Origin of the sequence: Mycobacterium sp. (assembly GCF_050700595.1) — a bacterium.
Taxonomy (GTDB): Bacteria; Actinomycetota; Actinomycetes; order Mycobacteriales; family Mycobacteriaceae; genus Mycobacterium.
Genome location: NZ_JBOHHI010000141.1, coordinates 1 through 14112, shown reverse-complemented (window position 1 = coordinate 14112; position 14112 = coordinate 1). Strand labels below are relative to the sequence as shown.

Here is a 14112-nt window from a genome sequence, read left to right as displayed (position 1 = left end):
CCGCCGGCGGGGTGACTGCTGATGTGGGTGATGTGGGCTGCGCCAGCGTGTTTGGCAGCGCGGAGGCCACGTGCGATGGCGTCGAAGTGGGCGCTGCCGACGGGGTCCCGGGGCTGGTGCCGGCGGCATGGCCGACCGCGGCGGCCTGCCCGGCCAGCCCGGCCGAATTGGTGGTCCGCGGCGGCGGGCTGAACGGTGTCACCTTCGAGGCGCTCGCCGAACTGCCCGCATAGCCGTACATCGCGGCGGCATCTTGAGCCCACATCTCGGTATAGTGCGCTTCGGTCGCCGCTATCGCCGGGGCGTTCTGGCCCAGAAAGTTGGTTGCGATCAACAACATCAACTGCGCGCGGTTGGCCGCGATCACCGGCGGAGGCACCGTCATCGCAAACGCGGTCTCGTAGGCGAGCGCGGCCACCTTGGCCTGGGTGGCCGCCTGCTCAGCCTGCATCGCGGTGATGCTCAGCCACGCCACGTAGGGTGCGGCCGCAGCCGCCATCGACATCGACGCCGGCCCAAGCCATGGACTGGTCGTCAGCTCCGAAATCGTCGACCCGTAGGAGCTCGCTGTAGTACTCAACTCAGAAGCCAGCCCGTCCCAGCCCGCCGCCGCAGCCAGCATCGGTCCGGCTCCCGCGCCGGTATACATTCGACCCGAATTGACCTCCGGCGGTAACACCGCGAAATCGATCACAACATCCTTCCTCAGTTCGAGATCGGTAACCAACTGCGCGGATAGCCTGAAAGCCGGCCGTACGCCGGCGATATCGCCGTTGCGCTATCCCATGAACGGGATGCGCGGCATCACAACGGGTTTGAAGCCATACCGGGGCGGCAGACCCAAGGGCCCGCCTTTTCCGGCCAATCCACCCATACCGGCCATGCCACCGGCGGCCGGCATTCCGGGCATTCCGGGCACACCTGGGGGCGCACCCAGCGGCGCCTCACCCAACATGCCGGCACCCCCCAGCGCCTCCCAGCTGCCGCCCGACACCGGGCCGAACGCCGACGCCGGCGGAGCGGGCGGGGCCCAGCTCGGCGGTACCGACAGCGCACCGAGGGAGCCCGCCCTGCCCATACCTCCGGCCACCGATCCCAGGCCGCCCGCACCACCCAGGCCGCCCAGGCCGCCTGCCGCGTTCGCGGCTCCCTCGGCGGCCTTCGCCGCGCCACCGGCTGCCTTGGCGGCACCTTCGCCCATGAATTTTGCAGCGCCCACCGAGCCACTCAGGCCGCGCCAGACCGCGCAGATACCCCGCGCGCCGAAATTGGCGCTGTGGATGAAGTTGCTGTAGGTGGAATTGGCGGCGCTTAGTGTGGGGCTTTTGGCGATGCTGTCAAGGCCCGACAACGGCGATGTGGATGTCGGTGTCGTCGCCGCGGGCGTCGGCGGCGTCGTGCCGGTTGGGGTTGCGCTCGGCGACGAAAGCATCTGCAGCACTTTCGGCGTCGACGCAAGCGTTTTGGTGGCGGTGGCATGCGAGACCGCGGCGGCCTGAGCAGCCCCTCCGGCGGTATTGGTGGTCTGCGGCGGCGGCGCAAACGGCTCTAATTTTGCGGCCACCGCGGAGTGAGCCGCATAGGTGTGCATCGCCAGATTGTCCTGGGCCCACATCTCGCCGTATTGGGCCTCGGTCGCCGCGATCGCGGGTGTGTTCTGACCCAGGGTGTTGGTGTTGATCAGCGACTGCAGGTTGGCGCGGTTGGCCGCGATCACCGGCGGCGGCACCGTCATCGCATACGCCTGCTCATACGCGGCGGCCGCCGTGCGGGCCTGGATGGCCGCCTGTTCGGCCTGGGCCGCGGTGCCATTCATCCACGCCACATAGGGCGCGGCCGCGGCGGCCATCGACGCCGATCCCGGCCCCATCCATTCCTCGCTGGTCAGCCTGGTGATTACAGTTCCGTAGGACCTGGCCGTGGAGTTCAATTCGGCGGCCACGCCGTTCCACGCCGTCGCGGCCGCCATCATCGGCGCCGAGCCGGGGCCAGAATACATTCTGGCGGAGATGATCTCCGGTGGTAACGCGCCAAAAGCCATCGCCCCGGCCCCTAGCTGGCCGCGACCGCGTTAGCGGCCTCGGTGGCCGCATACGACCCGGCACTGGTGCTCAGGGTGTTCACGAACATCTCGTGGATCGCCGCCGCCTGGGCGCTGACCGCTTGATACAGCTGAGCGTGTGCGGCGAATTGCGCCGCGGTCAGTGCCGATACCTCGTCGGCGGCGGCGGGGAGCACCCCCGTGGTCGGGGCCGCCGCCGCCGCATTATGCGCGGCCATCGCGGAGCCGATGCCCTGCAGGTTGCCGGCGACTGCCGCCAGCGCTTCGGGCTGCGTAGTAACGAACGACATGCTCTCTCTCCTTCTCAACGACCTTCGGCGGCAACGTTTGTGAGCAATGCATCGTGGTGCGATACTCGTGTCACGATGGTAAATGACCCACGTCGGGGATGGCCAGTGATGACACCGAGTGTTCAAGAGAGATTGCCAACTGTTAACCGGCAATTAGGTCGCTGTAAGTGTGCTGGGAACCGGGTCCGGGTCCGCTAGAGCAGCTCCTGCGCCAGCAGCTCGAGCGTGATCTCTCGTGCGGGCGCGGTGGCGGGATCGGTGCCGCGGCGACCTGAGGTGGCCGGATTGACCATCACCTCGTCGACGCCGAACCGCTCGGCCAGCGCCTGCAGCTGTTCGGCCGTCTCCGCAGGTGTGCCGACGACGGCGCGTTCGCGCAGGGTTGCCACGATGTGCTGCTGCTGCGGTGTCAGTTGGGCGGCGTGGGCGTCCTCGACGAGTTCCAGCGGCCCGTGTGGTTGCCCGGTCTCCAACCTGGCCTGCATCTGCAAGTTCGGCAACATCAGGGCCGTTGCCTCGTCGTGTGTTTCGGCGACCGCGACGTTCGCCGTCAAAAATGTGACCGGCTCGGCGGCCAGCTCGCCGGGCACGAACTCCGAGCGGTACAGCGCAAGAGCCTCCGCGGTTCGGTTCCCGGAGAAGTGATGAGCGAACACGTACGGCAGCCCTTTGGCCGCGGCCAGCTGCGCCGAATACATCGACGAGCCCAGCAGCCACACCCGCGGCTCGGTGACCGCGGCCGGGGTGGCTTTGAGGATGTAATCTCCGTCGCGCAGTGGCACCCGCACGCCCGGGGCGCCCATCAACGCGACCACGTCGTCGATATACGCCGGGAAATTATCGGTGTCGCTATCGTCGCGACCGGCCGAACCCCGCAACACCGCCGACGTCACCGGGTCAGAGCCGGGCGCCCGGCCAAGACCCAAATCGATTCGTCCCGGGTAGGCGGCCTCCAACAGCGCGAACTGCTCGGCCACCGCCAGCGGTGCGTGATTGGGCAGCATCACCCCGCCGGAGCCCAGCCGCAATTGCGACGTATGCCCCGCCAGCAACGCGATCAGCACCGGCGGGCTGGTCGCCGCAATGGACGGGACGTTGTGATGCTCGGCGACCCAGTACCGGGTGAAGCCGAGGCGGTCCGCGGCCTGTGCCAGTTGCAGCGTGGCCGCCAGCGCATCCGACGTCGACTGGTCGGTGCGCACCGGCACCAGATCAAGGACGGAAAGCCGCACGATATGCGCCAGCGCGTCGGTTCACTGTGGCAATCCTGCCACCGTCGGTTTGAGTTTTCGACGGCGCGGTAGCGTGGCCGGTAATGAGTACACCAGGGTTCGAACAGCTGTACGTCGACGAGCGTTCGAGCGATGACTCACCCGCACTGGCACCGTGGGATATCGGTGGGCCGCAGCCGGTGGTGCAACAGTTGGTGGCCTATGGCGCGCTGCGCGGCGAGATCCTCGACCCCGGCACCGGCACCGGGCACCACGCCATTCACTATGCGTCGCACGGTTATTCGGCGACCGGTATCGACGAGTCGCCGGCGGCGATCGAGCGGGCCAGACGCAACGCCGAGCGTGCCGGGGTCACGGTGAATTTTCAGGTGGGCGACGCGACCGAGCTGGCCGGGTTCGAGGATCGGTTCGACACCGTCGTCGACGTTGCGTTCTATCACGTTTTTGACGGCGACGAAGAGATCCAGGCGCGCTATGCGCGAGCTCTGCACCGGGCCACCAAGCACGGTGCCCGGCTGTTCATGTTCGAAGACGGCTGCGGCAATGTCAACGGCCTGCGGTTAGAGGGTGTCCCGGCGGACAATTTCGAGCGGGTGCTCCCCGCGGCTGGCTGGCGTATCGACTTTCTGGGCACGGCTACCTATCAATCCGTCTTCAGTCCCGAGGTTTTCGCGCACATGTTCCAGACCTTGGAGGCGGCCAACAGAGCTGAGGACGCGCAGTTGATCATGCCGTGGCTGAATCAAATTCAGCTCCTTGAACCCATGCTGGAAAACCACCGGGTCCACCTGCCGATCTGGGCGCTGACCGCCACCCGGATGGATTGAACCGCAAACGACGTTGTCAGCGGTTGGTGACCGTCAGCGCCGAGATGACCCGCTCGATGGTGCCGCGGGCGTCCGCATCACCGATCGGCGTGGCGCCATAGAAGAAGGCGGCCGGTTTGGTTTTCACCACGATGATGACGACGGAGTCGCCCTTCACGTTCTGGGAGGTGTCGGCGATCGTGATGTCGGCATCCACCCGTGCGGCTTGCGTGCCGTCGACCATGATCGACGACGTCTTGGTGGGACCCAGGCTCGGCGAAGCCATTTCGTAGCCGGGGCCGCCGACCACACACGTCATCAATTTGGATGCCTGAGCCGCGACGTCCATGCTCGAGACGAAGTTGGTGATGCCGACCTCGGCCTGCATGACCCACTTCTCGGCGCCGGGCACCGGGGCGGCCAGACCCGCGACGTCGATACCGTTCGGCGTGCTGTCGTCCGCGAAGGGTGCCCACCCGGGTGCCGCGCCGGCCGGGAAGGACAGCGCACCCGCGCTGACGATGTCCCCCGCGGGCGGTGTGCCGGCGGAGACATTGGGCGTGCAGTCGGTCGCGTTCTGCCCCGGTGTCAAGGGGGCGCCCGGCACCGACGAGGGCGCCAGCGGCCCCGCCGTGCCCGGCGATGGACGCGCCGTGCCCGACTCGTTGTGACCAGCGCGTAGCAGCAGCACGGTTGCCACCACTACGGCGATGATCGCCACCACGATGCCGGCGCCGATCAGCCACGGCGCCTTCGAGCCCGGCGGCCTCGGCGGCGGTCCGGGCGGGTAGTACCCACCTGGTCCGCCGGGGGGAAACTGTTGTCCGGGCGGCGGGTAGGGCGGCGCGCCGTAGGGCGGCGGGCCGTAGGGATAGCCCTGCGGTGCCTGGTACGGTCCGCCCGGCGGCTGCCCGCCCGGCGGCTGCCTGCCCCAATAGGGGTCCGGCCCATACGGATTCGGCCCTGGGGGACCCTGACCATAGGGACCATACGGAGGAGTCGTCATAGCTGGACCACCTTCACTTTCATCGGCCAAGCTAGGCCCCGTTGTTCGGCCCGCCGGAGTTGGCGCCCGGGATGTCGGTAATCGGGAAGTTGGGCATCGGTTTGGGCGACGGCGTATTCGGCAGGGCGGGAATCTCACCGGCCGGGATGTCGTGCAGGTCGTTGGCAGGCGGCCCGTTGTCGCGGCCGCCGTAGCTGCTGCCTGTCGATCGCGGTCCGAGCAACTGGCTGACGGTCACCAGGTGATAGCCGTTGGCATCGAGCACCGGGATGAACTGGTAAACCAAGTCGACGGTGCTGGAGTAGGTGTCGTGGAACAGCACCACCGATCCGGGCCTGATCTGCGTCATCAGCACCGCGCGGGTCGCTGCGGTGTTGGAGTCGTTGATCCAGTCGTAAGAGATGACGTCCCAAAGGATTTCGGCTTGTCCGAGCTGAGCCGCAGCCTGGCGTACCGCGGCGTTGGACAACCCACCGGCGGGCCGGTACAGCGTCGGCGCCCGACCGGTGGCCGCGGTGATCGCATCGCCGGCCTTGGATAGCTGGTCGGGAATGTCGGCGGGCGGGATCGTCGTCATGTTGGGGTGTTCCCAGGTGTGACTGCCGATCTCCATACCGGCGTCGGCGATGCGCTTGGCGCCGGCCGGATTGGCCGCCACCTTGTTGCCGATCAGGAAAAATGTGGCCTTGGCATTGTTGTCGGCAAGGATCCGCAACAACCGGTCGGTAAACGGGCCTGGCCCGTCGTCGAACGTCAGCGCCACGCACTTGACCCGCGAACAATCCACGTCGTCGGCACCGGCCCGCTTCACATGTCCGGTGAGCGCCCCGACCGCCAGCACCGCGGCGGCCGCAGCCGCGCACAGAACCGTACGCCAGTACCGCCAAGCCTGGCTGTCGGGTCGGTTCGACACCCTGGCAGCCTACCCAGGGGCGATCGCAAGCGCGGCGCAGCCGGGCGCTGGGGGCACCCCCAGCCGCGGAGCGGCGAGGGGGACGGGTCGCCGCGCGACCTGCCCACGGTTAGGGCAGCGGACCCCGGCTGATCTCCTCCAACATCTCGGTGACCAGCGCGGCGATCGGCGATCGCTCGCTGCGCAGCAAGGTGATGTGGGCGAACAACGGATGGCCCTTGAGCTTCTCGATCACGGCGACGACGCCATCGTGCCGGCCCACCCGCAGGTTGTCGCGCTGCCCGACATCGTGGGTCAACACCACCCGCGATCCGGTGCCCAGCCGGGACAGCACCGTCAGCAGCACGTTGCGTTCCAGCGCCTGTGCCTCGTCGACGATGACGAACGAATCGTGCAGCGAGCGGCCCCGGATATGGGTCAGCGGCAGCACCTCGAGCATGCCGCGAGAGAGCACCTCTTCGAGTACGGCCGGGCTGGCCAGCCCCTCCAGCGTGTCGAAGACCGCCTGCGCCCAGGGACCCATCTTTTCGCTCTCGCTGCCGGGCAGATAACCCAGTTCCTGCCCGCCGACGGCATACAACGGGCGGAACACCATCAATTTGCGGTGGGTCCTGCGCTCCAGCACCGCCTCGAGCCCTGCGCACAATGCCAGCGCCGACTTGCCGGTTCCGGCTTTGCCGCCCAGCGACAGGATGCCCACCGACTCGTCGAGCAGCAGATCCAGCGCCACCCGCTGCTCGGCGGAGCGCCCGCGCAACCCGAACACCTCGCGGTCACCGCGCACCAGCTGCACCCGCTTGTGGGCATTGACCCGCCCGAGCGCGTGTGAGCTGCCGCCCAGTAGCCGAATCCCGGTGTGGCAGTGCAGGCCTCGGGCAGCCTCCAGGTCGATCTCGCCATCGACGAACAGTGCGTCGACGTCTTCGGCCGTGGCTTCGATCTCGGCCATCCCGGTCCACCCGGAGGTGACGACATCCTGCGCGTGGTACTCGTCGGCGGCCAGGCCCACCGCACCGGCCTTGACCCGCAGCGGGATGTCTTTGCTCACCAAGGTGACTCGCTTGCCTTCGGCGGCAAGGTTGGCGGCGCAACTCAAGATCCGCGAGTCGTTGGTGTCGGTCTGAAAGCCGACCGGCAGCACCGCGGGGTCGGTGTGGTTGAGTTCGACGTGCAGCGTTCCGCCTTGCGTTCCAACGTTAATGGGCTGATCGAGTCGTCCGTGCTCCAGCCGAAGGTCGTCGAACAATCTCAGCGCCTGGCGAGCGAACCAGCCCAGCTCGTGGTGATAGCGCTTGGCCTCCAGTTCGCTGATCACCACCAGCGGCACCACCACGTCGTGTTCGGCGAACCGGGTGCACGCCCACGGATCGGACAACAGCACCGAGGTGTCGAGCACATACGTCCGGGTATCAGTCACGGAACGCTCCTTGAAGCCGCGCGGCCCCGCGCGGGTGATTCGGCGGGGCGTCGGCACCAGGACCGGGGCCGGTCCTGCCGTAGTCATGACAAGGAGTGCCGTCTGGACAGCAGAGCATGTCGCTAGCCATCAGTTGCGACGCTACTCGCATCACCGCACTCCCGCCGCGCAGGCGCGCCGCACCGTCGGCGCGGCAGAAAGAATCAGGCGACGAATTGCTGCAGCTCGGGCGCCTCGGCCAGGCCCCACGCGGTGATGCGATCGGAGATCACCTGCCGCAGCTGCGAGACGTCGAAAATCCCGGCGTCGGCGACGTTGCGCAGCTTGTCGCGGTAGGCGTCGATGTCACCGCCGACGACGTCCAACTCGGCTGCGCGGGCGGCGATCGCGGCCACCGTTTCGTCGCGGGTGTAGTCCAGGCAGTGCGCGACGAGGTTAGCGAAGAACTCCTCATGGCGCTCTTCGTCTTTGGCGATCCGGCTGATGAGCCCGGCAAGGACGGGCTCCTCGATCTGTGCCGCCAGGTTTTGGCAGAACACCGCGTGCGCACGCTCGAAGAGCGCCATGTACACCAAGGTTTCGACCTGGCTGTAGTGGTCGGCCCGGTAGCCCCTCATCACGTGCTCGACGCGGACCTGCTCGTTGGCGGTCGGATCGACTTCCCGGGTCACCACGAGATACTCGCGCAACGCGATGGCGTGCAGATGCTCCTCGGCGGTCCACCGGCCCAGCCACTGGCCCCAGTTCTCCTCGAGGATGAAGTGCTCGACCAGCTCGCGGTGATGCCCGGCCATGTTGTCCTTGGTGATCAACAGGATCTCGCAGGCATCGGTGATGACTCGGGGCAGTGTGACCTGCGACGGATCCCAATCGCGTCCGCCCAGAAAGGCGAAGTTCTCGCCCTGCTCGAACGGCACGTAGTCGTGCGCGAACCAGAGCTCCTCGGTGTTCAGGTGGCGGTCCATGTTCTGCTCCACCACCGGCTCGAGTTCGAGGATCAGTGCATTAGCTACAGGTTTCTGTGCCATGAAAGTAACTGTAACTCGCATACACAGGTTTCGTGAAATCCGACCCGCGGGTCAGGAGTCGATGAGCTTCCAGTCCTCCAGCCCCTCGTAGAGCGGAAACTCCCTGGTCAGCCGCGTCACCCGATTCCGCAGCGCCGCCACGTCGGCTGATGCGCCGGCCGCCAGCGCGGTTCCGATGATGTCGGCGACCTCGCTGAACTCGTCGTCGCCGAAGCCACGGGTGGCCAGCGCCGGAGTGCCGACCCGCAGGCCGGAGGTCACCATCGGCGGCCGCGGATCGTTGGGTACCGCGTTGCGGTTGACCGTGATGCCGACCTCGTCCAGCAGGTCCTCGGCAGCCTTGCCGTCCAGCGCCGAGTCACGCAGGTCGACCAGCACGAGGTGGACGTCGGTGCCGCGGCTGACCACCGACACCCCGGCCTTGGTGACGTCGGGGGCCAGCAGCCGATCGGCGATGATCCGGGCACCCGACAGCGTGCGCTGCTGACGGTCGGCGAACTCGGAGGTTCCGGCGATCTTGAGCGCGACCGCCTTGCCCGCGATGACGTGCATCAGCGGTCCACCCTGCTGACCGGGGAACACCGCAGAGTTGATCGCCTTGGCGTATTCCTGCTTGCCCAGGATCATGCCCGAGCGGGCGCCGCCGAGCGTCTTGTGCACGGTGGTGGACACCACGTCCGCGTGCGGCACCGGGGAGGGGTGCAGGCCAGCGGCGACCAGACCGGCGAAGTGCGCCATGTCCACCCACAGCTTGGCGCCGATCTCGTCGGCGATCGAGGCGAACGCCGCGAAATCAACGATCCGCGGGTAAGCCGACCAGCCGCCGATGATCACCTTGGGGCGGAACTCGAGCGCCTTGGCCCGCACCGCGTCCATGTCGATCAGGTGTGTGGCCGGGTCGACACCGTAGAAGCCGGCGTCATAGAGCTTCCCGGAGAAATTCAGCTTCATGCCGTGGGTCAGGTGGCCGCCGTTGGCCAAGTCCAGGCCGAGCAGCCGCTCCCCCGGCGCCATCAGCGCGGCCAGCACCGCGGCATTGGCCTGCGCTCCCGAATGCGGCTGGACATTGGCGAACTCGGCGCCGAACAGCGCCTTGGCGCGGTCGCGGGCGATGTTCTCGACGACGTCGACGTACTCGCAGCCGCCGTAGTAGCGCCGGCCGGGCAGGCCCTCGGCGTACTTGTTGGTCAGCACGCTGCCCTGGGCCTGCAGCACCGAGCGCGGCACGAAGTTTTCCGAGGCGATCATCTCCAGCGTGTCGCGCTGGCGGCCCAACTCCTTGCCCAACAGCTCGGCGATGTCGGGGTCGACGTCGGCGAGCGGGGCTGACATCAAGGAAGCGGAGGTACGGGTATTCGGTGCAGCGGTCACGTCAGCCAGTCTGGCATGCCGGGCCGACGAAAGGTGGGCCACGTCGGGCTGATGACGCAGCAGCGATGCGGGGCTCGACGGATTCGACGAGTTGCAGGACGGCGCGGTTTGCGGCGCTGGCACCGCGAGCGTGCGGGGAATACGGGTTTTTGTCGGCGGCCGGGAACACGCACACTCGCGCGGGAGGGGGTGCGGGAGGGGGTTAGCGCAACGCTGACGGGATGAGCGGCTCGTCGAGCAGACGCCCGAACCGCGCGGTAAGGCTGACACCGGGCGGCCGACGGTCCAGCCAGCGACGCAGCAACCGGTAGCCCTCGACGTAGGTGCTGGTGTACGCACGCCACAGTGGCGACGACAAAAACCGCAGCATCTGCCGCGCGCGGGTGTCGTTGACCAGCAGCCAGCGCCGCAGGAAATCCGTCACCGCGTCGGCGTCGCGGTGTTCGTCGTGCAGCATCAGCGCCGCGTCCTGGCGGACGCCGGCCAGCATCGCGGACGCCTCCGAAACCGCTTCGGCGCGCTCGCCGTCGAAGCGCAACCCCAGGTCGGCGTAGATGTCGGCCGCCCAGCGGCCCCAGTGCGGCCCGATCGCCACGTGCAGCGCCAAGTCGGCCAGGCCCTCGGCGATCAGGCACTGCGGGGTGTTGACCAGGAAGATGGTCTGCTCGGCCTGGCCCCCGCGCCTGACCAGCCCGGCCTCCTTGCGGCAGTGCTCGGTGTGATGTCCGGGATAGGATTCGTGCGCCACCAGCCGGGGCAGGTTGGACATCAACTGCTTGACGTCGGCGTTGACCGCCACCGTCGAGCGGTAGTCGCCCAGGTAGTAGTTGAATCCCGACCACGGCTTGTCGGTGACCACCTGGTAGTCAACGGTTTCGGTGTCCGGAAGCGGGTATTCGGCACGCGCCCGGTCGCGCAGCGCGCTGGAGAACGCCTCGATCACCTCGGCCAACCGCTGCGGCGGGATCTCCTCGGCGGCGCGGTGGGCGGCCATCCGCTCGGCCAGCGCACCACTGCCGTCCAGCACCTCGTCGAGCCGGGCATGCGCCTGCCGGTACATCTCGACGTCACCCTTGGCGATGTCGACGTCGAAGTAGTCGCGCACCTCGTCGACAAAGCCCATGTCCGCCCCGGCGAACTTGCGCCCGGCGCACGCCAGCGCCCGCAGGTGTGCGCCCAGATAGTCGGCGCGGGCCTCGTCAAATCCGTTGCGCCGCGGCACGTCTGGCAGCGCCGCGATCAGACGCTCGGCCTGACGGACCAGGTCGGCCGGATCGGGCGCGGGCTCGTCGGCCACCGTGCGACGCAACGCGGGATCGCCGGTGAACGCGTCGACGTAGCCTGGCTCGACCCGATCGAAGCGCAAACCCAGCAGCAGGTACTCGCGGATCAGCGCGGCGGCTTCCATGCTCGTCAACGGTAACGGGGCGCGAGCGGCTCCAATTTGCACCCTCGTCGTGCATCCGGTATCGGTGGAGAGATCGCCGCTTTCGACATCGACGGAGAAAATGCTTTTGTCCAAGGTGGATATCGCCGCTCTGCTCGCGTTGAGTTGTGCGCTGTGCGTTGCGATCGGCGATGTGCTCCAGCAACGTGCGACGCACCGGATCACCGACACATCCAGAAGCAACCTCAAGCTATTTGCGAAGCTGCTGCGCAATCGACGGTGGCGGTGGGGCGCCCTGATGCTGGTAGCGAACATTGCGCTGCAGGCGGCCGCGCTCGACCAGGGTTCGGTGCTGCTGGTGCAGGCGTTGCTTGTGCTTTCGCTACTGTTCGCGCTGCCGATCAGCGCGCGGTTGGCCCACCGCACAGTGACCGGCCGGGAATGGATCTGGGCCATTCTCCTGACTGCCGCGGTGGCCGTGATCGTCACCGTCGGCAACCCGCAGGCCGGTCACTCGCGCGGATCACTTCAGACCTGGGCCGCTGTGGCGCTCGTCCTGGGGCCGCTGCTGGTCGGCTGCGTCGTGGCCGCCCGAATCCGGGGTGGTGCCCTGGCCGCGGTGCTGTTCGCCTTCGTGTCGGGTTCGCTGTGGGGGGTCTTCGCGGTGCTCACCAAGGGCGTCGTCCACGGGCTCGGCGATGGCGGGTGGGCGGTGGCCCGAACACCTGAGCTGTACGCCTGGCTACTCGTCGCGCTGGGGGGTTTCGCCTGGGAGCAGTCGGCATTCCGGGCCGGTGCCCTGACCGCGTCGATGCCGACCCTGGAGGTGTCGCAGCCGATCGTGGCGGCTTTGCTGGGTGTGGTGGTGCTGGGCGAGACGCTGAACACCGGGCCCGCCGGGATGATCGCACTGGCAGTGGCCGTACTGGTGATGGCGGCGGCTACCGTCGAGCTCGCGCGCGGCGACGCGGTGGCGACGCATTCGCGGATCAGGGCAAAGCTGCACGGCCCCGTTCGGCAACCGGCGTCGGTGGGGCGTGCCTAAGGCCGGCCGACAACGGCCAACCGCATCACTAACTCCTCGCCCCAGCCGATGACGGTGCGACCGCGGCTGCAAGACTGACTCCATGCCGCGGCTGAGCGAGCCGAGCCCCTACGTGGAGTTCGACCGACATCAGTGGCGTGCGCTCCGCATGTCCACGCCGTTGCCACTGACCGAAGCGGAAGTGGTCGCCCTGCGCGGTCTCGGCGAGCAGGTCGACCTACTCGAAGTCGAAGAGGTCTACCTGCCGCTGGCGCGACTTTTGCACCTACAGGTCGCCGCGCGGCAGCGGCTGTTCGCCGCCACTGCCGAGTTCCTCGGTGAACCGCAGCAGAACCCGGACAGACCGGTGCCGTTCATCATCGGGGTGGCCGGCAGTGTGGCGGTCGGCAAGTCGACCACTGCCCGCCTGTTGCAGGCGCTACTGGCCCGCTGGGATCACCACCCCCGGGTCGACTTGGTGACCACCGACGGTTTCCTCTACCCGAACGCCGAGCTGGAACGGCGAAACCTCATGCACCGCAAGGGTTTCCCGGAAAGCTATAACAGGCGGGCGCTGCTGCGGTTCGTCACCTTGGTGAAGTCGGGTTCGCCCTACACGTGCGCGCCGGTGTACTCGCACCTGCACTACAACATCGTGCCCGGCGCCAAGCAGGTGGTCCGTCACCCGGACATCTTGATCCTCGAGGGCCTCAACGTGCTGCAGACCGGGCCCACCCTGATGGTGTCGGACCTGTTCGACTTCTCGCTGTATGTCGACGCGCGGATCGAGGACATCGAGCACTGGTATGTGTCACGGTTTTTGGCGATGCGCTCGACAGCATTCGCCAATCCGGCGTCGCACTTCCACCACTACGCCGGGCTGAACGACCCGCAGGCGGTCGTGGCTGCCCGCGACATCTGGCGCTCGATCAACCGGCCCAACCTCGTCGAAAACATCCTGCCCACCCGGCCGCGGGCCACGTTGGTGCTGCGCAAGGACGCCGACCATTCGATCAACCGGTTGCGGTTACGCAAGCTGTAACTCGCGGCAGAGCCGGTGCGGGGACCCCCACCGCAAACCTCGAACGGCGGGCGCCCCGCACCAGCGGGAAGGGAGTCACGCCGTCAGCCGGCGCACTCCGAGGTACTGCAGGTAGCCGAAGAACGCGGTGTAGACACCGGTGGCCAGGGTCGCGACGACACCCAGCGCGGTCAACGGCAGCGCGTCCGCGGCCACTACGGCGACCGCCGCCAGGGTGAAGACGATGTTGCCGACGGCGACGCAGATCCCGACGCGGCGCAGATTGGGCACCGCGGCGAGGGTGAACACCGCCAGCCCGGAGAACACGAAGAACGCGCCGAGACCGTATTCCTGGACGGAGGTCAGCCCGGTCAGCGACGCGATCGGGTCGGCGGCAATGGCAACCAGCAGACCGACAAACCCGGTCAGCGTGGCGTCGGCCCGCATGGCGAACCGCAACAGGGAGTCGGTCGAGTCGGACAGTGGTCGGGTGGGCAACCCGTAAACGGCGGTCATGTCGTAACTCCTTGCGATGGTGGGTGAAACACCTCTCAG

14 protein-coding genes are annotated in these 14112 nt (G+C 67.7%); 3 read left to right on the top strand and 11 right to left on the bottom strand.

Annotated features, from left to right (window positions below):
• The 4 genes from ACRDTL_RS13575 to ACRDTL_RS13560 all read right to left on the bottom strand — a co-directional run.
• Window positions 1-691 (bottom strand): PPE family protein (locus tag ACRDTL_RS13575; protein ID WP_431507228.1); only part of this gene is annotated, 691 nt, incomplete at its 3' end.
• An 87-nt stretch (window positions 692-778) separates the two neighbouring features.
• A complete protein-coding gene (locus tag ACRDTL_RS13570; RefSeq protein ID WP_431507227.1) occupies window positions 779-2041 on the bottom strand; it encodes a PPE family protein in 1263 nt (420 codons plus the stop codon).
• An 11-nt stretch (window positions 2042-2052) separates the two neighbouring features.
• Window positions 2053-2352 carry a PE family protein gene (locus ACRDTL_RS13565; RefSeq protein ID WP_431507226.1) on the bottom strand — a complete coding sequence of 100 codons (300 nt, stop codon included), beginning with the start codon at window positions 2350-2352 and terminating at the stop codon, window positions 2053-2055.
• 194 nt (window positions 2353-2546) lie between these two features.
• A complete protein-coding gene (locus ACRDTL_RS13560; protein WP_431507225.1) occupies window positions 2547-3584 on the bottom strand; it encodes an LLM class flavin-dependent oxidoreductase in 1038 nt (345 codons plus the stop codon).
• A gap of 83 nt (window positions 3585-3667) precedes the next feature.
• On the opposite strand from ACRDTL_RS13560, the gene ACRDTL_RS13555 reads away from it, so the two are divergent.
• On the top strand, window positions 3668-4411 hold the full coding sequence (locus ACRDTL_RS13555; RefSeq protein WP_431507224.1) for a class I SAM-dependent methyltransferase: 744 nt from the start codon (window positions 3668-3670) through the stop codon (window positions 4409-4411).
• A gap of 16 nt (window positions 4412-4427) precedes the next feature.
• Here the strand turns inward: ACRDTL_RS13555 and ACRDTL_RS13550 are convergent, their stop codons facing one another.
• From ACRDTL_RS13550 to ACRDTL_RS13525, 6 genes are all read right to left on the bottom strand, one after another.
• Window positions 4428-5396: a hypothetical protein gene (locus tag ACRDTL_RS13550; RefSeq protein WP_431507223.1), complete on the bottom strand. Its 969-nt coding sequence runs from the start codon at window positions 5394-5396 to the stop codon at window positions 4428-4430.
• Between the two features lie 31 nt (window positions 5397-5427).
• The gene (locus ACRDTL_RS13545; RefSeq protein ID WP_431507222.1) at window positions 5428-6309 is read right to left on the bottom strand and encodes a polysaccharide deacetylase family protein; all 882 of its coding nucleotides are present in this window, start codon (window positions 6307-6309) and stop codon (window positions 5428-5430) included.
• Between the two features lie 109 nt (window positions 6310-6418).
• Window positions 6419-7726, bottom strand: a complete 1308-nt coding sequence (locus ACRDTL_RS13540) for a PhoH family protein (RefSeq protein ID WP_431507221.1) — start codon at window positions 7724-7726, stop codon at window positions 6419-6421.
• 203 nt (window positions 7727-7929) lie between these two features.
• A complete protein-coding gene (locus ACRDTL_RS13535; RefSeq protein ID WP_431507220.1) occupies window positions 7930-8754 on the bottom strand; it encodes an acyl-ACP desaturase in 825 nt (274 codons plus the stop codon).
• 51 nt (window positions 8755-8805) lie between these two features.
• Complete coding sequence (glyA, locus tag ACRDTL_RS13530) at window positions 8806-10086, bottom strand: serine hydroxymethyltransferase (protein WP_431507219.1); 1281 nt, start codon at window positions 10084-10086, stop codon at window positions 8806-8808.
• A 241-nt stretch (window positions 10087-10327) separates the two neighbouring features.
• The gene (locus ACRDTL_RS13525; RefSeq protein WP_431507218.1) at window positions 10328-11533 is read right to left on the bottom strand and encodes a DUF885 domain-containing protein; all 1206 of its coding nucleotides are present in this window, start codon (window positions 11531-11533) and stop codon (window positions 10328-10330) included.
• A 100-nt stretch (window positions 11534-11633) separates the two neighbouring features.
• Here ACRDTL_RS13525 and ACRDTL_RS13520 point away from each other — a divergent pair, with 100 nt between their 5' ends.
• Entirely contained in the window at window positions 11634-12557 is a 924-nt protein-coding gene (locus ACRDTL_RS13520; RefSeq protein WP_431507217.1) for a DMT family transporter, read from the top strand.
• An 82-nt stretch (window positions 12558-12639) separates the two neighbouring features.
• Window positions 12640-13578 (top strand): type I pantothenate kinase, encoded by a 939-nt coding sequence (gene coaA, locus ACRDTL_RS13515; RefSeq protein ID WP_431507216.1) that lies wholly within the window; start codon window positions 12640-12642, stop codon window positions 13576-13578.
• Window positions 13579-13653: 75 nt separating this feature from the next.
• Here the strand turns inward: coaA and ACRDTL_RS13510 are convergent, their stop codons facing one another.
• Window positions 13654-14073: a hypothetical protein gene (locus ACRDTL_RS13510; RefSeq protein WP_431507215.1), complete on the bottom strand. Its 420-nt coding sequence runs from the start codon at window positions 14071-14073 to the stop codon at window positions 13654-13656.
• Window positions 14074-14112 lie beyond the last annotated feature (39 nt).

Excerpts from the sequence above, each read along its gene's own strand:
- ACRDTL_RS13570 (WP_431507227.1), bottom strand. The coding sequence starts at position 2,041 with ATGGCTTTTGGCGCGTTACCACCGGAGATCATCTCCGCCAGAATGTAT.
- ACRDTL_RS13565 (WP_431507226.1), bottom strand. The coding sequence starts at position 2,352 with ATGTCGTTCGTTACTACGCAGCCCGAAGCGCTGGCGGCAGTCGCCGGC.
- ACRDTL_RS13555 (WP_431507224.1), top strand. The coding sequence starts at position 3,668 with ATGAGTACACCAGGGTTCGAACAGCTGTACGTCGACGAGCGTTCGAGC.
- ACRDTL_RS13550 (WP_431507223.1), bottom strand. The coding sequence starts at position 5,396 with ATGACGACTCCTCCGTATGGTCCCTATGGTCAGGGTCCCCCAGGGCCG.
- ACRDTL_RS13535 (WP_431507220.1), bottom strand. The coding sequence starts at position 8,754 with ATGGCACAGAAACCTGTAGCTAATGCACTGATCCTCGAACTCGAGCCG.
- glyA (WP_431507219.1), bottom strand. The coding sequence starts at position 10,086 with ATGTCAGCCCCGCTCGCCGACGTCGACCCCGACATCGCCGAGCTGTTG.
- ACRDTL_RS13525 (WP_431507218.1), bottom strand. The coding sequence starts at position 11,533 with ATGGAAGCCGCCGCGCTGATCCGCGAGTACCTGCTGCTGGGTTTGCGC.
- ACRDTL_RS13520 (WP_431507217.1), top strand. The coding sequence starts at position 11,634 with ATGCTTTTGTCCAAGGTGGATATCGCCGCTCTGCTCGCGTTGAGTTGT.
- coaA (WP_431507216.1), top strand. The coding sequence starts at position 12,640 with ATGCCGCGGCTGAGCGAGCCGAGCCCCTACGTGGAGTTCGACCGACAT.
- ACRDTL_RS13510 (WP_431507215.1), bottom strand. The coding sequence starts at position 14,073 with ATGACCGCCGTTTACGGGTTGCCCACCCGACCACTGTCCGACTCGACC.